Below are 21,832 nucleotides of genomic sequence, written 5' to 3' on the forward strand. Positions count from 1 at the left end.
CGATGGCGGAGTTTGCGTTCGTTCTCGCTCTACCCTTTAGGGTATCGCATTAGCGGCGTACCTGCCCTTCCTGCACTTTTTGTATCTTGTCCCTCAAATATCTGCCCCGGATGCTACTGCCCGGTTTGGGCACATAGACTGGTGTGGTGAGTACGTTTCCTTCCTCAACCCCCGGCAGTGTCACCCCCGACGGCGCGGCCCCCGGTAGCCATCCGGCAGCGGGTGCACGGCGCGCCCGGCACCCTTTGGCGGCAGCTGGTGTACCCTATGCGCCGGCGTTTACGGATGTTCTTCAGGAGCCTACCGTTCTTCACCAGCCGCGCGTTCAGATTCGTACTCTCTCCTCCGCCGCTTCGCCCCTTCCCGGTGCCCTGGCTCCCGAGGCGTGCGAGGTTGTGATTGAGCCGCATGTTCCGGTGCAGTTGGCGCAGACTTTGGGTTCGTTGCGCCGCGGTGCTCAGGATCTTTCGTATCGTGCGCTGAGCCGCGCGGATGGTGCCGAGCGAATCTGGGTGACGGCTCGCACTCCGTTTCACGAGTTCCCGGCGGTGCTGTACGCCGAACGTTTGGCGCAGCCAGCCGAGCTTCCCGAGTCTCTCCCCTCCCTGCATCGCCTGCTGATGCGCCCGGTGCGTATTCGCATCTGGGTTTCTTATAGTGCCGCAGATCAGCAGATGCAGGCGCGAGCCGACCTTCAGGCGCTGGCGCAGGAAATGACGTATTGGCTGGGGTTGCACGACCCCGCAGAGCAATTTGGCGCTCTGCCTTCTTTTGAGGCTCTTCCGCCGCGTATTCAGCAGGCGTGGCGGCAGAATCCGGGGCTCCGCCTCAGCGCCTCGGGGCAGTTGGACCGGCAGATGCTCAACGCCATTGTGGAGCAGCGCATCACCCAGACCGAAGCGTTCAGAACCTTAGGCTGGGTTCTGCGAAAGTACGGCTCCCCCGCCCCATCGACCGGGTTGGGGCATCAGCCCGAAGGCATGCGCGTCTACCCAAGCGCCCGGACCCTGGCGACGATTCCCACCTGGGATTGGCATCGGGCGGGCGTTGATAAAAGCCGCTACGATGCCGTGTACGCTTACGCTCGTTCCGCCGAGTCTCTGAAAAACATTGCGGCAGAAGGCGACGTGGCGCTTCTGGCGCGGAGCCTGCACACTGTGCGCGGCGTGGGCCCGTGGAGTATTTCCGAGGTTCTGCAGCGTGTGTGCGGGCATCCAGATGCCATCAGCGTGGGCGACTACCATCTGGCGCACGCGGTCGGTGAGCTATTCACCGGTCAACGCACCGATGATGCGGGTATGCTCGCCCTGCTGGTACCCTACAGCCCGCATCGGCAGCGTCTGGTGCGGCTCATGCATGCTTCTGGCTTCTCAAAGCAGAGGTTCGGGGCGCGCATGACCATTGAAGATCACCGCGACCGCTAACACGCATGCACCCTAACGAGGTTAAAAGGGGACGGGGCGCCCCAGCCGGTTGTGCCGGCGGGTGCGCCCCGTTCAAGCTCTTTTGTGGTGGTGAGCTTACTTCTTCTCTGCAGAGCCCTCTGCTGCTGCGATTTCTGCACGGACCTTGTCCATGTCGAGCTCGCGGATCGAACCAATCACGGTCTCCAGCTGGTCTTCGCGCAGTGCGCCGGCCTGCTGGTAAACCAGGATACCGCCACGGAAGCCCATGATGGTGGGGATGGAGGTGATGCCTGCTGCCTGAGCGAGCTGGCCCTGGTCCTCGGTGTCAACCTTGCCGAAAACGATGTCGCTGTGCTTCTCCGAAGCCGCCTCGTAGACGGGGGAGAACTGCTTGCAGGGACCGCACCAATCTGCCCAGAAGTCCAGGAAGACGATGTCATTGCTCTCGACGGTAGCAGTCAGGTTCTGCTGAGTAATTTCAATAGTAGCCATGAGATAAAGCTACACCCTCAAGACCCCAATCGCTAATTGTTCGCCCTGGGATTCAAACATTGTGAAAGATATGACAAATTGCCGTCATAGTAAATACTTTTCGCGGCTGTTTCAGCCGGTTTACGGGTGTGTCGCGAACACTCTGGCGAACACCCCTGCATCTGCTACTGGAGGCGCCCGCCCCGGCAACCGAAGCCCCCCCGAGTGAGCTCTCCCTCCCCTCCCGCAAGAAAGCCCCTCGCGGGCGTCTGGAAAATACGGGCGCATCCACGGAAGACCGCTGCGGTGGAAAGCCGCTGGGCAGGAGGGTAGCTGCGGGAGCCACCTTGAAACTGGTTTTAGATACACAAAAGCCCGGTTACTTTCGTAACCGGGCTATTTGTGGCAGGTGAGGGATTCGAACCCCCGTAGGCAGTGCCAGCTGATTTACAGTCAGCCCCCTTTGGCCGCTCGGGTAACCTGCCGCCTAGCTAGGTGCTAGTTGCTCGCTCAAGCGAACAGAGACTACTCTACAGCAGTTTTAGGGACTTGTACACTTCACATAGGGTTTTGTGACGAAGGTTATATTTTTGACTATATTTATCGTTTCTCGTCACTGACAGGCCAAGAGCGCACACTCACCGCACATCCATATCTACCGCGCATATCTATCGCAGCGCCCGCGCCCTCATCCTAATTGAATAAAGCCCTCATGAATAAAGCCACCACCTACAGCAGCTTTAGAAAGAGCGGGACGGAGTATCGCCATCCTGCTCAAGCAGAAGCACGATCTCCAGGTGCTCCAGATAGCGGCGCGCCTGCTCCACGGTGCACATGTCGCCGGCAATCTCACGCTCCAGGTCACGGCGAACGCCACGGAAACGCGCCACCAGCGAAGGTTCCGTCAGAGTGATACCAATACCGTCAAAGGGAGAAGGCTCAGCATCTTCCTCGTGCAGATCAAGATGAATCTCGTGGTGGTCAGATTCGTTGAGACGCTCCGCCTCAGGAATACCCTCGGGCTCAGCACCCAGAGAGGTATGCAGGTCGATGAAAAGGAGGGTTTGCAGGTCGCGAGCTTCCTCGCTCGTGCGTGCGTCCGTTACGGACAGGTTCTGAATGGTCATATTTCTATTGTCCTCTTTAAAGGTTAGTGTGGCCTGTAAAACAGGCCGGTTATTCTGATAGTTAGCTGTGAACAAGAGCCCCAACCCGGTAGGCTAGTACTAACCGGTGCCAGTAGCACCTCATTCACGAAAGGAAAGCCCATGGCTAGCGAATCGTCATTCGACATTGTGTCCAAGGTGGACAAGCAGGAAGTTTCCAACGCACTGCACCAGGCGCAGAAGGAAATCTCCCAGCGTTACGACTTCCGCGGCGTTGGTGCAGAAATCGACTATTCCGGCGACAAGATCCTCATCAAGGCAAACGCCGAAGAGCGCGCCCTGGCAGTACTGGATGTTTTCCAGTCTAAGCTGGTCAAGCGCGGCATCTCCCTGAAGTCCCTGGACTCCGGCAAGCCCTACGCATCCGGCAAGGAAACCCGCATCGAGTGCTCCATCAAGGAAGGCATCGCGCAGGACCAGGCGAAGAAGATCTCCAAGATGATTCGCGAAGAGGGCCCCAAGGGCGTGAAGGCGAACATCCAGGGCGATGAGCTGCGCGTCTCCTCCAAGTCCCGCGATGACCTGCAGGAAGTTATCGCAATGCTCAAGTCCGCTGACCTTGAGGTTGACCTGCAGTTCGTCAACTACCGCTAAACTCAGGCGAGGCTCCCCGCCCAGCAATGGGTGAGGGAGGCGGTTAGAAGCCGAAACGTAAAATCTTCTACACAAAAATCCTCGGGGTGGCCACTTCCACAGTAGCCACCCCGAGGATTTTTTGTCTGCCGGCCCGTCATCGCGGGTCACAATCGTCACGCCGGGTCATATTCATACCCGGATAGTGCAAACAGAGAAAAGACTTAGTACTGACCCATCTCACGAGCCTGCTGCTGCAGGCGCGCAATACGCTGATCCATCGGCGGGTGAGTCGAAAGCATGTTCTTCAGCGAACCGAAGGGGTTCGCAATCATCATGGCGCTCGCCGCCTCGGTATTGCGGTTGTTCGGGTCCATCGGGTACATGGACACGCCGCTCTCCAGCTTGTTCAGTGCCGAGGCCAGAGCCAGCGGATCGCCGGTCAAACGTGCGCCGTCCTCATCGGCATCAAATTCACGGGTGCGGCTAATAGCCATCTGGATGACCTGCGTAGCAATGGGAGCCAGCATGGCAACCACGAACATGGCGAGGGGGTTGGAACGTTCACCATCGCGGTTGGATCCGCCGAACATCGCGCCAAACGAGAGGAACTGAGCCACAGTACCGATGATGGAGGCAATACCCGCCGCCACGGAGGAGGTAAGGATATCGCGGTTGTACACGTGCATGAGCTCGTGGCCGAGCACGCCGCGCATCTCGCGCTCATCCAGCAACTGCAGAATACCCTCGGTGCAGCACACCGCCGCATTCTGCGGGTTACGACCGGTCGCGAACGCATTCGGGGTCATGGTCGGCGCCACGTAAAGAGCAGGCATGGGCTGACCCGCACGGGAGGAAAGCTCCTCCACAATGTCGTAGAGCACCGGGACCTCTTCACGGCTCACCGGGTACGCATTCATGGAGCGCAGGGCGAGCTTATCGGAGTTCCGGTAAGTGTACGCGACCGAACCCAAGCTAAACAGGCCCATAACCCAGATAAAAATGGAGGTGCGGAAAGTCGCCGAAAGCAGGCCACCGATAAGCAGCATCATGCCCACCATGGAGCCCATCAACAGGGCAGTTTTCAGTCCGTTGTTATGGCTGTGCATGGGTATCCTCCTGAACAATTAGGTCAGTGCGTACAGCGTGTACTTGACTCTATAGAATACGTGCAAGCACCCGCGGGCGCACCTTATGGCGCGCGGATTCACCCAGAGCGTCACCCAGACGCTAAAAGCGCGAGAAGAACTAGGGAATGGCGCCGGGGATATTCACCAGGGGCACCTGCTCCAGCACCTGCGCCGTAGCAGTCGGGAAAATACCCAGAAGAAGAATCGTGCCGTAAGCACCCAGAAAAAGGATGAAGAGCAGACCGAGCATCAGCTGCCCCTCCAGATCAAAGCCGGTGGTGGTGCTACGGTACTGACCGTAAATCACCGGGGTCACGATGGGCACACCAAAGAGCAGAATCATCAGCAGAATGTAGATGGGGTTTGTGAAGTCGTACACCATGACCCTATCCTCCTTGATGGTGATCGCCGGTACGGGTTACTCTAGGTTCTTTGATTGTACGGCATCTCTTCACACCCGAGGCCGGGGCGAGGAGGGGCGCCACAGAGTGGATGAAAGGGACGCCCTGCCGGCTTATTATGAGTTTTTCATAAGATAATGATGAATTTCTCATAATAATGTGTAGACTTAAACCTATGACCGACGCAAAGACAACCTCCGATACGAAGAAGACCCAGAGCCCAGACCATCACAACACCGGTTGCGCCCACACCACCGGCCTGCCCATGCTCTCCGCAATGAGCCCTGAACAGCTCGAAGAAGCATGGACCACCGGGCTGCGCGCCAGGGGCCGCCGCGTCACCAAGCAACGCCTCGCCGTACTCCACGCAGTGCAGGAACACCCGCACTCCACCGCCGACACCATCGTGCAGGCAGTCCGCGAGCGCATCCCCGCCATTACGGTCCAGTCCGTCTACGTGATTCTTGCCGACCTGACTGATATCGACCTGCTGCGTAAGTTTGAGCCGCCGGGAACCCCCGCCCTCTACGAAACCCGCACGGGCGACAACCACCACCACGCCTTCTGCGTACGCTGCGGCAAGGTCGAAGACGTGGACTGCGCGGTCGGCTCCGCACCCTGCCTGACCCCCAGCGATTTTCACGGCATGGCACTTTTCAGCGCAGACGTGCTCTACCAGGGCGTATGTGTAGACTGCCAGACCGAGCAGGAGGCGGCACTCGCCCGCACCCAGCAGGAAGCGGCAACGCGCATCCTGGCGGCATAACCCTATAGCCCCGGGAGTCTCGGGCAGGCTCGGTCATGAGAGCTTTTAAACCGTTGAGGCGGCGACACGAGTAGTGTCGCCGCCTCAACGGTTTAAGTTATTTAATGCAGGAGCTTAGGCACCCATGCGGGGCTGAGAGCCCACAATCTCCAGCAGCTCGCGAATCTGCGCCGCGGTCAACACCGTGGAGGGGTTAATCGCGTTCACCTTCACGCTCGGAGCACCAATCTCCAGGGCGTAACGCAGAATATCCAGGGCGTTCGCCGAACGCACCTCAATATGCGGATCCAGTGCCGCAATCTCAATGGGCGAAGTGAACACCAGCAGACTCTGCGGGTTGCCGTTCTCATCCGGGTCAAAGACGAAAGAGGTACCGGACGGGTCAGCCGGGTCAACACCCACCAGCAGCACGGACGCCGGGGACACCAGCGAGCCGAGTAGCATCTGCATGTTGTCCTGGGTCAGCGCCATCTTCGCGCCGTCGTTACGGGGCGAAGTGACAATCCACTGCACCTGAGCGCGCTCAATGTAGCACTCGTGGTCGGTGCCGGGGTCAACCACAATCAGGTCCAGCGCCTCGTTGCCGAGGAAATCGATAAAGACCTTCATCGCCGGTTCGCGCAGAATCAACTCGTCGCCCTCGGACTCCTGACGCACGTAGCTCTTGCCAATGTGCTCGGAGGAGGAGAACACGCACAGCGCCTGCATACCGGTCTCGGGCATACGAATGACCTGGTGGGTCAGCACCGACTCGGGGCCCATCGGGTCGGTCTCAGACGGAATCAGCAGGGAACCGGTCGCATCCAGTAGAACGTCGCCGCCGAGCATCGTGCGAACCACGTTAATGAGGGTTCGCTCCTGCACATCGTTACGGAACGTCTCAAGAGCGGCGACCAGGTAGGGGTTCGGAATCTCGTGCTCGCTCGAAGACAGCGCCGCGGCGGCAGAGTGGCGGGCGCGACCCTCCATACGTTCACGAGCCCAGGCGGGGATACGCGACGCGTCACGCGGGAACTCAGTCAGGTGCTCACGCACGTCGGTCGCGGTCAGGGTGCCTTCATTCTTCCAGCTGGCGGGCTCATCGTCACGGTTATAGGAGGCACCCACGCTGAACTGCGGGTTCGGCCAGCCGGTTGCCGCCACCACAATGGAGGCGGTGAACCAGGTGCCGCGGTTACCGTCGTAGGCGGCACGCTGCAGCTTACGAACCTCAGCAATAATGGGCGAGCCGTCCTTGAGCGGGCCGATGGTGCCAATGAACTCTTCACCGTCGCGGAATTCACGCACACGCACAAAAATCTGACCTGCCAGAGGCTTGACGTCCAGCACCATTTCACTCCAGCCGGGGTCAACACTAACGACATCCAGCAGCCAGCTTCCAATGTTGTTCAGCGCATCCTGGATGCGCGCGGCGCGGCTACTCGTCTCGGCGAGGCGGGGTTCAGTCATAGTTCATACATCCTTGAGTGTGAATACGGCGCGGCTGGAGGCATCCGTGTTCGGTCGTAGTGTCGGCTTACAGGGTGCCGGAAGAAGCCGTCTCTTCGATTCTAACGAACACAGGCACTCCACGCAGATAGTTTACGCCGAAAGATATATGCTCTATCTCTCCCTCGGAGCTCTTGGATACGGCTCAATCAGGCGCCTTAGAGCCCAATACGCCTAAAGCACACACTAAAACCGGGGATACACGGCATAGTGAACGCTAAAAGGTTGATAATCTTGAAGCATGACGAATTCTCTGCAGGACCTTATCGACGCATCGATCTTTATCTCCACCGAGTACCAGGCTCGACTCGCCGAGCTCGTGGGTACCTCCGAGTGGAACGTGGATTTCACCTCCCAGTCTCTGGACTTTGAGACCACTCCCCCGCTCTCGCTCAAGCCGCATCTGCTGGGCACTGAATCTGAGAACCGCGGTACTTGGATTTGGTCTTGGCAGCAGCTGGGCTACTTCCCCGACTCCGTTGTTTCCGCTGCTATTCAGGCGCGCGAAACCGGTGAGCGTGACGGCCTGGCCGAACTGACCACCGACGAGCTGCCCCTCTCCGAGTCCCTGGCACGCCGCCTGACCCTGGCAACCAAGACCATCAGCGGCCTGTACGCACACTACCCGCTGCCCGCGGGCGCTGGCGTGCGCGCATGGACCCTGCTGGAGGGTGCCGAGCTGACCCTCGAGGCCCCGACCTACAAGGGTATCGGTCGCGTAATCGCGAAGACCCTGCAGAGCGAAGAAATCCACAACCAGGTTCTGGCGGTGGACTCCTACGCTCAGCAGCGCGGCTTCCACATCGCCTGGGACACCGAGGCAACCGCCGTGCTGACCGCAACCGACGGTGCCCTGCGCCTGTGGTTCGACGAGGGTCGCATCAGCGGCATCGAGCAGGCTGAGCCCCAGGTTGGCCCCGAGGTTCTGGAGCAGTGCGCAGCCGCTGCCGCACAGCGTCGCGAATCCCTCGCCGCACTGCGCGCCGAGATTGAGCGCGTGGCAGCCGCAGAGGCAGCCGCTCAGAACGCACAGCGCGAGCAGGAGGCAGCAGAACGCGCCGCCGCACGTGCCGAGGCCGAAGCTGAGCGCGCGGTCGAGATCGCCGAGCACGCACCGGTCGCAGAGACCGAGGTACCCGGCGTCGAGAGCACCGAGAACCTCTACCCTGCCGACGAGGCTCCCTTCGATCAGGAGCCGGCAGAGTACGCAGAGCCCGGCTTGGTCACCGTGGAGACCCTGCCCGGCGAGTACGAGGCAGAGGAGACCGAGCAGGCTCGCGTCTACACTGACGAGTCCATCGGCGCCGAGCAGCCCGAGTACGAGACCGTTGAGGCTTCCGCAGAGTACGCTGAGGAGCCGGTCGCCGTTGAGACTGTAGCTGAGCAGCCCGCAGAGGCCGAGCAGCCCGCAGCAGAATACGAAGAGCAGCACGTGGAGCCCATCCGCAACGCTGGCGCAGCTCCCGACCTGCAGGCAGAGCACGAAGAGGCAGCCCGCCGCGAGCAGGAAGAAACTGCACGCCGCGAGGCAGAGCAGCCCAAGAAGAAGGGCTTCTTCTCCCGCTTCTTCGGCCTCTAAACCGAATACGCAGCACTCCTCAGGCGCGGTATCCTCGTGGTACCGCGCCTGAGGCATCTATAGCGTATGCTGCACCCTGTATCGGGTACAGTAGTGTGCGCGCATCGAAACCTGTGTGGATACCCAGCCGGCGCATCCCGATGAATAGCTTAGAAGAACGTAACCGAAGAATCAGGTCAGACGAAACCATGTCAGAAACGCAGAAGCACACCACCCGCAACGGGTTTATCACCATCATCGGCACCTACATCATTTGGGGTCTGCTCCCCCTGTATTTTGTGCTGATGGCGCCGGCAGGACCGATTGAGATTGTGGTGGCGCGAGTGGTCTTCTCCCTCATTTTCTGCGCCCTGCTACTACCGATTGTGCGGGCAACCGCGGACTTCCGCCGCGCCCTCAAGGATCGCCGCATCATGCTGGTACTGACGGCGGCATCGTTCCTCATCTGCGCGAACTGGCTTATCTACGTGATGGCAACAACCAGCGGTCACACGATTGATGCGTCCCTGGGATATTTCATTAACCCGCTGGTCTCCGTGGTGCTGGGCGTGATTTTCCTGCAGGAGCGCCTGCGCGCCGCGCAGTGGGTATCCGTCGCAATTTCATGTATCGCGGTGCTGATGATGAGCCTCATCTATGGTCAGGTGCCCTGGACGGGTCTGGGCCTGGCGTTCTCCTTCGGCATCTACGGCCTGCTCAAGGCACGCGTAGCCCACGACGTGAGCCCCATCGTTTCACTCTCTCTCGAAACTCTGATTCTGGCGCCCTTCGGCATTGCCGCCCTCTTTGTGCTCAATGCTCAGGGACAAATGACCCTCTTCAGCGAAGGTGCCGGGCACTTCTGGCTTCTCGCATCCACCGGCGTGGTCACCGTTGTGCCCCTCATGCTCTTTGCGGCGGCAACCAAGGCGCTACCGCTGTCAGTCATTGGCATGGTGCAGTACCTGGGCCCGACCATCCAATTTGTTCTGGCGCTGACCGTTCTGCACGAGCAGATGAGCGCCGATAAGGTGCTGGGTCTGAGCCTCATCTGGATTGCGCTCATCATTTTCACCGTGGATGCGGTGCGTGCCTCCCGCTCCTACCGCGCCTCCGCGCTGTCCGACCCGGAAACCGGCATGATCCCGCTCGTAAAAGCTGAAGACGTACAGAGCAAGTAGCTCTCCCCAACCCGGCTAAAACACTGTCCCGCACAAAATACACTCCCGCATACAACAAAGTGATGCCCCGCAGACGTTAGCCTGCGGGGCATCACTTTATGTCGCGTTCACACGCTAAAGCTCAGACCCCTGAGCTTCAGCAGCAGCATCGAGAGCATCCAGATCCGGATGACGGTGCAGGTTCAGCAGAGCCAAACCCAGGCCACCCCAAATGATCAGGATTGCCACAATGAGCATCACAATTGCGGAGATAGACATGAGGGCTCCTAACGGGTAATAGTCGAATCAACGTGGCCGTGCTCCACCTGACCGGAAATCACCGGAGGTGCCGGCGGCTCTTCAGCCGCACGAGACTTCTTCGACCAGGGCAGAAGAGAAACAACGATCGCACCAACCAGAAGCAGTGCGCTCATACCCCAACCGAAAATCGCCAGCAGATCCGCAGGGTAACCCTCATACGGGGTCGCAATCAGCTTGATAACGCTCTGAATCAGAGAGTAACCCAGAACCAGCGGAGTCACGACAGCCAGCAGACCCATCCAGATCTTGCCGACCTTGATGGAAGAGTAGCGGTTCAGGTGCTCAGCCAGAGCGGGCAGAGCACGCACCACGTATGCAACCACGATAATGGCGCACAGGCCGGCAGCCAGAATACCGAAGAGGTTCACGAAGTTATCGAGAATATCCAGCACGTACAGGCCGGTAGTGGTCGGCATCAGCAGCAGCGAAATCAGAGCCATCGGAACAATCACCAGTATGGTGGACGCCAGACGGGAAGTCGCGAACTTGTCCTGAATACCGGCGATAATCACCTCAAGAATCGAAATGAGGGAGGTGAAACCAGCAAAAAGCAGGGAACCGAAGAAGAGGATACCAATCAGCACGCCGCCGGGCGCCTGAGAAATAATGGTCGGGAACGCGATGAACGCCAGACCAATACCGCTGGTCGCAACCTCGCTCACCTGGGTGCCAGCAGCCTGAGCCATGAAGCCCAGAGCAGCGAACACACCAATACCAGCAAGAAGCTCGAAACCGGAGTTCGCGAAACCAACCACAGCACCGGAACCGGTCAAGTCAGTCTTAGGCTTCAGGTAGGAAGAGTAGGTGACCATAATGCCGAAGCCAATGGACAGCGAGAAGAAAATCTGGCCGTACGCAGCAACCCACACGTCCGGGTTAGCCAGGGAGTCCCAGCTGGGGGTGAACAGAGCGTTCAGACCGTCCACAGCGCCGGGCAGGGTCAGCGAGTAAATCACCAAACCAACGAACATGACCAGCAGCAGCGGGATGAAGATAATGTTGGCTGCGCCCACGCCCTTCTGAACACCCAGAGCCATCACAGCGAGCAGAACGCCCCACACCAGAACCATGGGAATCAGGATGTTCATGTTGAAGTCCAGGGAGACGCCGGGATCCTTTGCGACCTTCAAGAACTCGCCCTGGAAGAACGCCTTCGGGTTATCGCCCCACTCATTGGTGAAGGAGAAAACCATGTAACGCAGAGCCCACGCCACAATAGCGGCGTAGTAGATAGCGATGACAAAGTTGATACCCATGTGCCACCAGCCAATGAACTCGGTCTTACGGTTCAGACGGCGGAAAGCCAGCGGGGACGACGCACGCGCACGGTGACCGATTGCGTAGTCAAAGAACAGGAAGGTCAGACCGGCGGTCAGCAGGGCGACAATATAGGGAATCATGAAGGCGCCGCCGCCGTTATCAAATGCGATGTAGGGGAAACGCCAAATATTGCCCAGACCAACAGCAGAACCGATGGCGGCAAAGATAAAGACGCGACGGCTAGAGAAGCCTTCGCGCTTCGTGGGCGCCTTAGGGGTAGATGCTCCCATAGTTGTAAACCTCGAATGTGTGGGGACGCGGATGGTTGGTGCGAGAATAACCCGTCGGAGTGGTGGGCTCTGCTCGCGTCCAGAAATAGTAAACGGCTCTCCAACACGGGGTGGGCGTGGAAGCCGTCAAACGTCTGAAGGGTGGATGTGCGCCTCAGGCATGCCTATAAGGATTACCTTAAAGGCATATAGCGGTCAAGGAGACCCCAGCATACGGAACTATGCGGGACAGGGCACCCGCTCATACCTGCCCTGAAAACCGGTACTGACTAGCCATAATGCAGAAAACCCCCGCTGAATCTGACTGGATTCAGCGGGGGTTTTGAAGTATGAGACGCATCAGCGCTTACGCCAGCGCACACGTTACGTGGTGAGGCATTTTAGCCCTCGCGGTGAACCACAGCGTGAGCGAAGGACTCCAGCGCAGCCTTCGCGGTGGACTCGGGCAACGGAGCAATCGCGGCAATCGCGCGGTCCGCCCAGTCGTAAGCAATCTGCCATGCTTCCTGGGTGACCGGGTGGGCGGCGAGCGCCTCCACAGCGGTCTCCAGAGCCTCGTCGGAGCTGAGGTCTGCATCCAGCAGGGCGCGAACAGCAATAGCAGATTCGTCGCCGGCGGCTACCGCGCGGTCCAGCAGGATGGTCGGCAGGGTCGGCACGCCCTCGCGCAGGTCGGTGCCGCGGGTCTTACCGCTGGTCTTGCCGTCGCTCACAATGTCAATCACGTCGTCAGCCAGCTGGAATGCCACGCCGACCAGCTCGCCGTACGCCTTGACCATGGAGATGACGTCTTCGGAAGCGCCCGAAAGCAGGGAGCCGTACTCACCGGCAGCGGCAATCAGGGAACCGGTCTTACCCTCAATGACCGCGATGTAGTGGTCGAGCAGGTCCTGGCCCTCGCGGGGGCCGGTGGTCTCAAAGAGCTGACCGAGCACCAGACGCTCAAAGGTCTGGGACTGAATCTTCATGGGGCGGGTACCCAGCTCGGAGACCAGCAGGGATGCGCGGGAGAAGATCAGGTCACCGGTGAGAATGGCGACGGAGTTGCCCCAAATCATCTGGGCGCTGTCCACACCACGGCGCTTGGGGGCGTCGTCCATAACATCGTCGTGGTAGAGGGTTGCCAGGTGAGTCAGCTCAACGACCACGGCGGCCTCGATAACCTCGTCGTTGATTTCGCCGTCGACAGCTGCCGAGAGCAGCGCCAGCAGGGGACGCACACGCTTGCCGCCCGCGGAGAGCAGGTGGCGGGATGCAACATCCGCCAGGTGATCGGTCTGTGCGATGGCTTCTGCCAGGCGCTCCTCAATACGCGCGAGGGAGGAAAGAATCTGCGGACCCAGCTTGGGGTCTGCGGCGATGAGTTCGAAGCCTGCAGGAAGCTTCAGGTCGAGGTCTCCCAGCAGGTCGGTTGCGGCAATGGGCTGCTCTGCGTTGCTCACAGTGTCTTCTATCTTCTTGGTGTTGGTGTCTTCGGTGGTGTGTGAACGCGGTGTCTATGCGTTGTGTGCTTCAGGCTTGAAACCGCGGTGAATGGCGACGATGCCGCCGGTGAGGTTGCGGTACTGCACGGAGGTGAAGCCCGCCTCCTTGAACTTCTGCGCCAGTTCCTGCTGGTTGGGCCAGGCGATGATGGACTCGGCGAGGTATTCGTAGGATTCGGGGTTGGAGGAGATTGCGCGGGCAATCGGCGGAATCGCCTTCATGATGTAGTTCTTGTAGACCGCGCCGAAGGGGGCGAAGGTCGGGGTGGAGAACTCGAGGATGACGATGCGTCCGCCGGGCTTGAGCACGCGGTAGATTTCGCTCAGCGCTTTGGGGTAGTTTGCGACGTTGCGCAGGCCGTAGGACATGGTCACTGCGTCGAAGGTTTCGTCGTCGAAGGGTAGGGCTGTGACGTCTGCCTGCACGAAGGTCATGTCGGGGCGACGGCGGCGGCCCACATCCAGCATGCCTTCGGAGAGGTCTGCTGCGATGACGTCCACACCGGCGTCGGCGAAGGGTTCGGAGGAGACGCCGGTACCTGCGGCTACGTCCAGCACTTTCTGGCCGGGGTGCGCGTCGACGGCTGCGACTGCCTGCTTGCGCCAGTAGATGTGCTGGCCGAGGGAGAGGATGCCGTTCATGAGGTCGTAGCGTTCGGCTACGGTATCGAACATGGCGGCGATGTCGCTGGTTTTCTTGTCTAGGGTTGCGCGGGTTGCGCGGGTGTTCTTCTCTGCGTTCACGCTCTCAATTGTGGCATGGAGGTTAGGGGATTCGATAGTTGGGTGAACCGTAGTTGCATCATGTGGCGTGCTAAGGGGCGTGCCGTGAAGGTTTTTGAGTCGTTCAGACGGGGTTTTATTCACTCTTTAAGGGTTGATTTATGCATATTCAGCAAAAATTTATGAATATTTATGTATGTGCTTGCATTTTTTAACATGCGGGCGCACAATAGACTCTAGATTTCATAGAACGCACCACTCAACGAGTGAACGCACACCCCACACAGGAGCATCCCAATGAACACCGCAATCCTCAAGAAGGCATCCCTTAAGCCCCTCGCACTACTGGCAGTACTGCCCCTGGCACTGACCGGCTGCGTCTCCACCGCCAACGAGAACTCCGACGCCAACGGCGAGGTCAGCCTCGTCAAGTCCGGCACCCTCAGCGTCTGCACCAACACCCCCTACAAGCCCTTCGAATACGAAGAAAACGGCACCATCGTCGGTCTGGATGCAGACATCGCCAATGCTATCGCCTCCGACCTGGGCGTGAAGGCTCAGCTGACCTCCATCAGCTTTGAGGGTCTGGACTCCGGCACCGGCCTGGCCACCGGTCAGTGCGATATCGCCCTTGCGGGTATCGGCGTGACCGATGAACGTAAGAGCAAGATGGAATTCACCACCGTCTACTTCGACGACAACCTGGCAATCCTGGTCCCCAAGGGTTCCTCCATCAGCTCCGCCGCAGATCTGAAGGGCGTGAGCGTTGGTGCGCAGCAGGCAACCAGCGGTGAAACCTACGCCAAGGAAAACGGCGCAGAGGTCATCCAGTACGAAGACACCTCCCTCATGTTCTCCGCCCTGAAGACCGGTCAGGTCAAGGCAGTCGCAGCGAACCTTTCCGTGGTGTCCGAGGCACTGACCAATGACCCGGACTCCTTCAAGATCGCCTACCAGGATTCCGAGAACACCGAGCAGATTGCCGCAGCAGTTTCCTCCAATAACAAGGCACTGCTGGCCAAGGCTAACGCAACCATCGACAAGCTCAAGAAGAACGGCGAGCTCGACAAGATGAAGGCCAAGTGGGTGGGCACCACCTCCTCGACCTCCGCGAGCGCCTCTTCCTCCGCTTCCTAAGCATCTAGCAGGTTAGCCTCTCCCCCAATTCAGGAGTACCCTTATTACTTTTGGGTTGGGGGATTCTCCGGCCTTCACCCTTGTGAGCGTATAAAACGCTCTTGACCGAACAGCACACGAATAAGAAAGCGCATGTCCTCTAAACTCTCACCCCGTCAGAAGCAGAAGCTCTTCCGCTACGCACAGTACGCCCTTCTGGCAGTTATCGCTCTGGCAGCCATTCTTTTGGCTGACTGGAAGACCCTCAGCCAGCAGGTATTCAACCTGGACGTTGCGGCTCAGCAGTTCCCCGACGTCATCACCGTGGCGTTAAAGAACACCCTGCTGTACACCACCTTGGGCTTCATCGTGGGCCTCTCCGGCGGTCTGCTGCTGGCGCTCATGCGTATTTCCTCTATCGCTCCCTACCGTTGGATTGCGACCCTGTACGTGGAGCTTTTCCGCGGCATCCCGGCGCTGCTGGTCTTCTTCGCGTTCGGTTACGGTATTCCCCTGGCGTTCAAGATCCGCTTCGTGGATAACCTGATTCCGGTGACCCTGTCCCTGGGTATGGTTTCGGCAGCCTACATTAGTGAGGTTCTGCGTGCGGGCCTGCAGGCGATCCCGAAGGGCCAGATGGAGGCGGCACGCTCCCTGGGCATGTCCCACACTCGCGCGATGATTTCGATCATTATTCCCCAGGCGTTCCGCGTGGTTCTGCCCCCGCTGACCAACGAGGTTATCTTGCTGACCAAGGACTCCTCCCTCGTGTACCTGCTGGGTGTGACGGTTTCTCAGTACGAGCTGGCGAAGTTCGGCCGTGAGGGCCTGACCGCCGCTAACGCGGGCCTAACTCCCCTGGTGGTTGCGGGTCTGTGCTACCTGATTATCACTGTTCCGCTGGGCCAGCTCTCCGCATACTTTGAGCGCCGCACCCAGCTTGCGGGCCGCAAGTAAGCGCAACGACAGATACGGATTACGGAAGATACTATGACTGTTTCAACTTCATCCATGGCCGCCTCCTCGGTGCGCATTTCTAACCTGCACAAGTCCTACGGCAAGGTTCAGGTTCTCAAGGGCATTGACATGCAGGTCAAGCCGGGCGAGGTCGTGTGCCTTATCGGCCCTTCGGGTTCCGGTAAGTCCACCCTGCTGCGTTGCGTGAACCTGCTGGAGGAGCCGAATGACGGCACCATCATGGTGGGCGATACCGAGGTCACCGACCCGGACGTAGACATTAACCGCGTGCGTACCCACATGGGTATGGTGTTCCAGCAGTTCAACCTGTTCGGCCACCTGAACATTCTGGATAACTGCACGATCGCTCAGATTAAGGTTCTGGGCCGTTCCAAGGCTGAGGCGGAGGCGGTTGCCCTCGAGCAGCTCGCCAAGGTTGGTCTGGAAGGCAAGGAAGACCGCTTCCCGGCTCAGCTGTCCGGTGGTCAGCAGCAGCGTGTGGCTATTGCGCGTGCGCTGTCTATGAACCCGGACCTGATGCTCTTCGATGAGCCGACCAGTGCACTCGACCCGGAGATGGTCGGCGAGGTTCTGAGCATTATGCGCAACCTTGCTGACGAGGGCATGACCATGATCGTGGTAACTCACGAGATGGCGTTCGCCCGCGAGGTCGCCGATAAGGTCGTCTTCATGGCCGATGGCGTGGTCGTGGAGGAGGGCCCCGCCGATCAGGTGATTGGCAACCCCCAGCACGAACGTACTCGGGCTTTCTTGGCGCGCGTGCTCGATCCGACCCACGCCGTAGTAGACTAGTACTAGCTCTTGAAAAACGTAGCGGGCGGTGCTGTACGAAACATTCTGTTTCGCGCAGCACCGCCCGCTTTTGAATGCTCTAGTTCGCCGCTATTTCGGTTCTAGAAGATACGGCGCGCCACCTTGTCAAAGAGATGGTCCGGTAGCACGGTATGCAGGAACACGGAGGGCTTAGCACCGAAACCTACCAGGTAGCGGGTCTTGGGGCGGCGCGCCTCCAGGGCTCGCAGAATAGCGTTAGAGATAACCTTGGGCTCCGAGAGATTGGATGAAGGAGAGTAGAGCCTACGCATATTTGCCGCAACCCGCTGCGCCTGAGCCGCGTAGACACCGTTTCGGGAGGATTCCTCGAGGTGGTCTGCCGCGATGAGTCCCCAGGGGGTTTTGATGCCGCCGGGCTCGATAATGACCACGTCAATACCGAACTCTTCAACTTCCATGCGCAGTGCATCGCTGAACGCCTCGAGGGCGTACTTGGTGGCGTGGTACCAGGCACCCAGGGGTGAGGTAATACGCCCCGCCATTGAGGAGATGTTCAGGATGCGCCCGCTACCCCGTGCGCGCATGTGCGGCAGCACCAGCTGGGTGAGGCGCGCGAGGCCGAAAAGGTTCACCTCGAACTGGCGGCGTGCCTCGTCGATGGGGACGTCTTCAATAGCACCGTAGGATCCGTAGCCGGCGTTGTTGATGAGCACGTCAATGCGGCCTTCTGCGTCAATAATCTGCTGTACGGCGGCTTCCATGGATGCTTCATCGGTAACGTCCAGGCTGAGCGCTTTCACGCCTTCGGAGGCGAGCTCTTCAATCTTCTCAATGCGGCGGGCGGCACCGTAGACGGTGTAGCCGTATCGCGCCAGTAGCGGTGCCACGTCGTAGCCGATACCGGAGCTGGCGCCGGTGAGAAGAACGACCGGGCGTTGCAGTGACTTGGGCATTGCGTATCCTTTCGGGTTGCTCCCTGTGATGATAGCGGGAATGCACTTCTCAGGGTACGCCCGCGCGGGGTGTACGAGCGTGCAGAAAGCTCAGGGCGTAGCGTGAGGGTATTCTCCGCCGGCATATGTGAGGGCAAGAGGACAGAGAAAAAGCTCGCCGCGGCATCCTATGCAGATGCGGCGGCGAGCTAAAGTTTTTGGGTCAGGGGTTTAGAGGCCGGGGTTTAGACCTCTTCGACGTCAATATTGACCTTGGGTTCGGGGTGCGATTCGCCGGTCAGCATGGTCACCAGCAGGGTGGAGTCCTTCACGGCGCGCAGGGAGTGCAGCAGCTTGGCGGTCACGTGAATCGGCTTGCCGGGCACCAGGGTAATATCGCGGTCCTTCACGTGGAAAATCACCTCGCCCTTGAGCACCTGCACGAAGATGGGGTGCACGCTGTGGTGCTCATGCCAGGACTGGCCCGCAGCCAGCTCCATGAGGGTCAGGTTGCCGCCGTCGGCGTCAACGATCTTGCGGGCCTGGGGCTTATCTTCAAAGGGGGTCAGCGCTTCGGTGAGCTGGGGGAATACGAGGACGCGGCCTTCATGGGTACCTGCCATGGTACGCACCTTTCTCTTCAGGGGTGAGTGAAAGGGGGCGCGCAACCCCCTCCCTAATATTGGTATTAAAAATACTAAATTTCTTATATTGTATTCCCCTCCCCGCAACTGGACAATACCTCAGCTCACATCAAGCTGAAACATCCCGCGCGGGGAGGGGAACAACATCTACTGATAACTCCACACCTTCGAATAGGCGGAGCGATTACTATTACGCGGACGCAACAGGTTCACCATCAACGCCGTCGTACCAAAGCTCACCGCAATAATCATGCAGGTCGCTGCGGTAAAAGCACCGCCGGGAATCGGGGCAAAAATCGCAATCAGATACAGGATCACCGCGCAGAACGACAGGAACAGCGTCGCAATCGTCATCAACGGCACCAGCACCAAACCACCACGCGCCGGCACCGCAAAATCTGCCGGACGCACATAACGCAACACACCCATACCCACAACCGTCCAGATGGCGGTGACCAGAATAGCGGTCACCACATCCGCCGGGCGATGCCAACCATTAATAATCGTGGAGGCACCCGTCAGACAGGTCGCCACCGCCGCGCAGAGAGCCACCGTGGGCCGCAAGAAACGAGGCGCCGCCAGGAAGAGCGCCGCGCCAGCCGCCGCCGCAAAGGTCGTATGGCCGCTGGGCGCCGAGTTGCTCAGCGCTTCCTGAACACCCAGGTCGGGCTTCACAATCAGGTAGTGCTTGAGCAGGTACGTGCTCGTCACCGCCGCAGCCCCAACTAGCACGCCAATCAGCGAGGGCAGGAACCGGTGCTTCCAAATCAGCACCGCAATCAGACCCAGCACCGCAATCACGCCGACAATCGTGGGCAAAGAATCCAGCGCAGTCAGGGTCGGACCGCGGTAACTCTTGAACTGATGCGCATACTCGGTGTACGCCTGCTCATCAACCTGCTGGCCGGTCGCCGTGTAAATGAAGAACACAAACGCACCGTAGAGAGACAGACCCAAGAACAGCAACGCCATCACGTGACGCATCAAAATACCGGTACTCGGAAGATGGTGCCCCTGCTCTTCGCCGGGACGATTCACCGGGCGGCCCGAAGCATCCACGGGAACCTGACCGGTCTGAACATACGCACCGTTCGGGTAGGCGGCGGCAGGATACGCCTCGGGAGGATAAGCCACCGGCTGCGGAGGCATCGCACGCGTGGGAAGAGGCTGTTGAGCACCCATCTGAGGCGCACCCATTGAGGAGGCACCCATCTGATTGTTCAGCGGGAAACCGCTCACCGGAGGCCTCGGCGGATCGAGGCGGCGCGTAGCCTGCATCGGTTCATCCGCGCTGTAGTTCCCCTGAGAGGCGCGTTCCTGCGGCGAGGGAATCGTCTCAGGAATCTTAATGGGGGCACGGTAAGCGCGCGGCAAAGGACGAGTCGCGCCAATAACCTCTGAGGTGTCGGGGTGCGAAGAAATAACTTCGGTATTCGCAGATTCAGCGTTCGCGGAAGCCACGTTTACGGAACCCACGTTTGCAGAACCTACAGGCGCAGCTTCGTGAGCTGGCGATGAACCGTAATCCGTCAAAACTTTCGTACGGTCATCACTGTGCGCAGTAGCAGGGGTAGCCGTTTCGTGGGAGGCGAGCACCTGGGTAGCGTCCTGATAATCAGAGAGCACCGCAGTCTCATCAGAGGAAAACACCGTAGTGGGCGCGTTGTCAGCAGCAGCCGCATGCACGTCAGCGGGGTGAAGCACACTGGTAGCATCGAGGTTTTCGGAGCTCTCCCAACCGGAGTTTCCCGAACCCGATGTATTTGCCGGTGTTTTCTTCTTCATAACCCTTCGTACCTTCTTGCCCTCATGTCTGTTAGCCATACCCGAGCCCGCCGATGCCAGCCCCTCAAAACAGTAGCCCCCAAGCTGCCGTTTTATGCGAGGCACCGTCCGAGTTCTCGGGCGAATAACTACCTACTATCCCAGGTTAAGCTATGAAAAACTAAAGTTTTTTCGACCACAACCTGAGAGTTTCCAGAGAATGCGTGACAGGGTGCGAGCGCGCCCGCCCGCCCCCAGAGTGTTATGGTGAGCTCATAGCGCATCAAAGAAGGGCAGATACCTTGAACACCAGTATGAGCGTGCCGCCTCTCGGCTACGGTTTTCACCTCACGAACACTCCCCTGCCGCCGCTGAAGGAGGTTCTGGAGAACCTGTTCACGGTCGAAATTCCGATGACCGTGACCTTCCGCGGAGTGAACAGCCGCCAGAGCGCGCTGATTCGCGGCCCGCACGGCTGGGGCGAGTTCGCGCCCTTCCTCGAGTACGGCGTGCAGGAGTCTGCCGCGTGGCTTGCCTGCGCGCTGGAGGCGGCGTGGCTGCCCACCCCGGAGCCGGTGCGTACGCGCATCCCGCTGAACGCGACCCTGCCCGCGGTGCCCGCCGAGCGTGTGCCGGAGGTGCTCGCCAAGTACGAGGGTGAGATTCAGGAACTGAAAATCAAGGTGGCTGAGAAGGGCCAGAGCCTCGCCGACGATATTGCCCGCGTGGCGGCGGCACGAGATGCGCTCCCGAGTGCACGCCTGAAGGTGGACGCGAACATGGGCTACACCCTCGCCGGTGCCCTTGAAGCGCTACGCAAGCTCTGCGAGTACGGCATTATCTACGCCGAGCAGCCCGTGGCATCCATTGAAGATATGGCGGCGCTCCGCTTTGCCATTGCCAAGGAGGGGCTGCCCGCCCGCATTGCCGCCGACGAGTCGATCCGTAAGGCGGAAGACCCGCTGAAGGTGGCTCGCGCGAACGCCGCGGACCTCATGGTTATTAAGGCGGCACCGCTGGGTGGTGTGCGTCGTGCGCTCGCGCTGGTTGAGCAGGCGCAGCTTCCGGCGGTGGTTTCTTCGGCATTGGAGTCTTCGGTGGGCATTGCCACCGGTGCCTCTCTGGCGGCCTCCCTACCTACGTTGAGGTACGGGTGCGGTCTGGGCACGGTCTCCCTCATGGCTGAGGACGTTACCGACGAGCCGCTCATCGCCCGCGACGGGTTCATGGATCTGCGCACCATCACCCCCAGCCCGCAGCGCCTGGAGCGTCTCGCCACCGACAAGCAGACCCGCCAGTGGTGGGTGGAGCGAGTCACTGCCTGCTACCGGGTACTGGAACGCGCCTCCGGACTGTGAAGACTGTAGTTATCAAGGTTGCACCCGTGAAGGGTAACCATAACTGAATGAAAAACCTTACGGCATTAG

21 protein-coding genes and 1 tRNA gene are annotated in these 21,832 nt (G+C 59.7%); 9 read left to right on the plus strand and 13 right to left on the minus strand.

The window, feature by feature from the left end; all coding sequences use genetic code 11:
* Positions 1-146 precede the first annotated feature (146 nt).
* Positions 147-1,424, plus strand: a complete 1,278-nt coding sequence (locus HMPREF2980_RS07290) for a DNA-3-methyladenine glycosylase family protein (RefSeq protein ID WP_246823703.1) — start codon at positions 147-149, stop codon at positions 1,422-1,424.
* Between the two features lie 96 nt (positions 1,425-1,520).
* Here the strand turns inward: HMPREF2980_RS07290 and HMPREF2980_RS07295 are convergent, their stop codons facing one another.
* The 3 genes from HMPREF2980_RS07295 to HMPREF2980_RS07305 form a co-directional block, all read right to left on the minus strand.
* Positions 1,521-1,898 (minus strand): thioredoxin family protein, encoded by a 378-nt coding sequence (locus HMPREF2980_RS07295; RefSeq protein ID WP_005504813.1) that lies wholly within the window; start codon positions 1,896-1,898, stop codon positions 1,521-1,523.
* A 382-nt stretch (positions 1,899-2,280) separates the two neighbouring features.
* Positions 2,281-2,362, minus strand: a tRNA-Tyr gene (locus HMPREF2980_RS07300).
* A gap of 255 nt (positions 2,363-2,617) precedes the next feature.
* Positions 2,618-3,004 (minus strand): hypothetical protein, encoded by a 387-nt coding sequence (locus tag HMPREF2980_RS07305; RefSeq protein ID WP_049353818.1) that lies wholly within the window; start codon positions 3,002-3,004, stop codon positions 2,618-2,620.
* A 141-nt stretch (positions 3,005-3,145) separates the two neighbouring features.
* Between HMPREF2980_RS07305 and HMPREF2980_RS07310 the strand changes: the two genes are divergently transcribed.
* The gene (locus HMPREF2980_RS07310) at positions 3,146-3,637 is read left to right on the plus strand and encodes a YajQ family cyclic di-GMP-binding protein (protein WP_005508322.1); all 492 of its coding nucleotides are present in this window, start codon (positions 3,146-3,148) and stop codon (positions 3,635-3,637) included.
* Positions 3,638-3,840: 203 nt separating this feature from the next.
* Here HMPREF2980_RS07310 and htpX read toward each other — a convergent pair whose 3' ends face one another.
* Both htpX and HMPREF2980_RS07320 read right to left on the minus strand, forming a co-directional pair.
* Positions 3,841-4,725 (minus strand): zinc metalloprotease HtpX, encoded by an 885-nt coding sequence (gene htpX / locus HMPREF2980_RS07315; RefSeq protein WP_070691061.1) that lies wholly within the window; start codon positions 4,723-4,725, stop codon positions 3,841-3,843.
* Positions 4,726-4,864: 139 nt separating this feature from the next.
* Positions 4,865-5,128: a hypothetical protein gene (locus HMPREF2980_RS07320; protein WP_005504804.1), complete on the minus strand. Its 264-nt coding sequence runs from the start codon at positions 5,126-5,128 to the stop codon at positions 4,865-4,867.
* A 194-nt stretch (positions 5,129-5,322) separates the two neighbouring features.
* On the opposite strand from HMPREF2980_RS07320, the gene HMPREF2980_RS07325 reads away from it, so the two are divergent.
* Entirely contained in the window at positions 5,323-5,913 is a 591-nt protein-coding gene (locus HMPREF2980_RS07325; protein WP_070629953.1) for a Fur family transcriptional regulator, read from the plus strand.
* A 114-nt stretch (positions 5,914-6,027) separates the two neighbouring features.
* Here HMPREF2980_RS07325 and HMPREF2980_RS07330 read toward each other — a convergent pair whose 3' ends face one another.
* Positions 6,028-7,362 carry an SseB family protein gene (locus HMPREF2980_RS07330; protein ID WP_049338047.1) on the minus strand — a complete coding sequence of 445 codons (1,335 nt, stop codon included), beginning with the start codon at positions 7,360-7,362 and terminating at the stop codon, positions 6,028-6,030.
* Positions 7,363-7,642: 280 nt separating this feature from the next.
* On the opposite strand from HMPREF2980_RS07330, the gene HMPREF2980_RS07335 reads away from it, so the two are divergent.
* Both HMPREF2980_RS07335 and rarD read left to right on the plus strand, forming a co-directional pair.
* Positions 7,643-8,980, plus strand: coding sequence for a DUF6882 domain-containing protein (locus HMPREF2980_RS07335; protein WP_049353377.1), 1,338 nt, complete (start codon positions 7,643-7,645; stop codon positions 8,978-8,980).
* 188 nt (positions 8,981-9,168) lie between these two features.
* The gene (gene rarD, locus HMPREF2980_RS07340; protein ID WP_049349172.1) at positions 9,169-10,140 is read left to right on the plus strand and encodes an EamA family transporter RarD; all 972 of its coding nucleotides are present in this window, start codon (positions 9,169-9,171) and stop codon (positions 10,138-10,140) included.
* A gap of 114 nt (positions 10,141-10,254) precedes the next feature.
* Here the strand turns inward: rarD and HMPREF2980_RS09345 are convergent, their stop codons facing one another.
* The 4 genes from HMPREF2980_RS09345 to HMPREF2980_RS07355 all read right to left on the minus strand — a co-directional run bounded on the left by HMPREF2980_RS09345 (position 10,255) and on the right by HMPREF2980_RS07355 (position 14,218).
* Positions 10,255-10,398 (minus strand): methionine/alanine import family NSS transporter small subunit, encoded by a 144-nt coding sequence (locus HMPREF2980_RS09345; RefSeq protein WP_005508316.1) that lies wholly within the window; start codon positions 10,396-10,398, stop codon positions 10,255-10,257.
* A gap of 8 nt (positions 10,399-10,406) precedes the next feature.
* Positions 10,407-11,990 carry a sodium-dependent transporter gene (locus HMPREF2980_RS07345; RefSeq protein WP_049353378.1) on the minus strand — a complete coding sequence of 528 codons (1,584 nt, stop codon included), beginning with the start codon at positions 11,988-11,990 and terminating at the stop codon, positions 10,407-10,409.
* A 380-nt stretch (positions 11,991-12,370) separates the two neighbouring features.
* Positions 12,371-13,432, minus strand: coding sequence for a polyprenyl synthetase family protein (locus tag HMPREF2980_RS07350; RefSeq protein WP_049356287.1), 1,062 nt, complete (start codon positions 13,430-13,432; stop codon positions 12,371-12,373).
* A 54-nt stretch (positions 13,433-13,486) separates the two neighbouring features.
* A complete protein-coding gene (locus HMPREF2980_RS07355; protein WP_049349165.1) occupies positions 13,487-14,218 on the minus strand; it encodes a demethylmenaquinone methyltransferase in 732 nt (243 codons plus the stop codon).
* A gap of 276 nt (positions 14,219-14,494) precedes the next feature.
* On the opposite strand from HMPREF2980_RS07355, the gene HMPREF2980_RS07360 reads away from it, so the two are divergent.
* The 3 genes from HMPREF2980_RS07360 to HMPREF2980_RS07370 all read left to right on the plus strand — a co-directional run bounded on the left by HMPREF2980_RS07360 (position 14,495) and on the right by HMPREF2980_RS07370 (position 17,083).
* Positions 14,495-15,334 carry an ABC transporter substrate-binding protein gene (locus HMPREF2980_RS07360; RefSeq protein ID WP_049353830.1) on the plus strand — a complete coding sequence of 280 codons (840 nt, stop codon included), beginning with the start codon at positions 14,495-14,497 and terminating at the stop codon, positions 15,332-15,334.
* 132 nt (positions 15,335-15,466) lie between these two features.
* Complete coding sequence (locus HMPREF2980_RS07365; protein ID WP_005504788.1) at positions 15,467-16,270, plus strand: amino acid ABC transporter permease; 804 nt, start codon at positions 15,467-15,469, stop codon at positions 16,268-16,270.
* Between the two features lie 33 nt (positions 16,271-16,303).
* Complete coding sequence (locus HMPREF2980_RS07370; protein WP_049327513.1) at positions 16,304-17,083, plus strand: amino acid ABC transporter ATP-binding protein; 780 nt, start codon at positions 16,304-16,306, stop codon at positions 17,081-17,083.
* Between the two features lie 101 nt (positions 17,084-17,184).
* Here HMPREF2980_RS07370 and HMPREF2980_RS07375 read toward each other — a convergent pair whose 3' ends face one another.
* From HMPREF2980_RS07375 to HMPREF2980_RS07385, 3 genes are all read right to left on the minus strand, one after another.
* Positions 17,185-18,018 carry an oxidoreductase gene (locus HMPREF2980_RS07375; protein WP_070691063.1) on the minus strand — a complete coding sequence of 278 codons (834 nt, stop codon included), beginning with the start codon at positions 18,016-18,018 and terminating at the stop codon, positions 17,185-17,187.
* Positions 18,019-18,242: 224 nt separating this feature from the next.
* Positions 18,243-18,620: a cupin domain-containing protein gene (locus HMPREF2980_RS07380; protein WP_049327511.1), complete on the minus strand. Its 378-nt coding sequence runs from the start codon at positions 18,618-18,620 to the stop codon at positions 18,243-18,245.
* A 168-nt stretch (positions 18,621-18,788) separates the two neighbouring features.
* Entirely contained in the window at positions 18,789-20,426 is a 1,638-nt protein-coding gene (locus HMPREF2980_RS07385) for a phosphatase PAP2 family protein (RefSeq protein ID WP_070691065.1), read from the minus strand.
* A 293-nt stretch (positions 20,427-20,719) separates the two neighbouring features.
* Between HMPREF2980_RS07385 and HMPREF2980_RS07390 the strand changes: the two genes are divergently transcribed.
* The gene (locus tag HMPREF2980_RS07390; protein ID WP_070691068.1) at positions 20,720-21,763 is read left to right on the plus strand and encodes an o-succinylbenzoate synthase; all 1,044 of its coding nucleotides are present in this window, start codon (positions 20,720-20,722) and stop codon (positions 21,761-21,763) included.
* Positions 21,764-21,832 lie beyond the last annotated feature (69 nt).

This window comes from Rothia sp. HMSC076D04, assembly GCF_001814645.1.
GTDB classification, from domain to species: Bacteria; Actinomycetota; Actinomycetes; order Actinomycetales; family Micrococcaceae; genus Rothia; species Rothia mucilaginosa.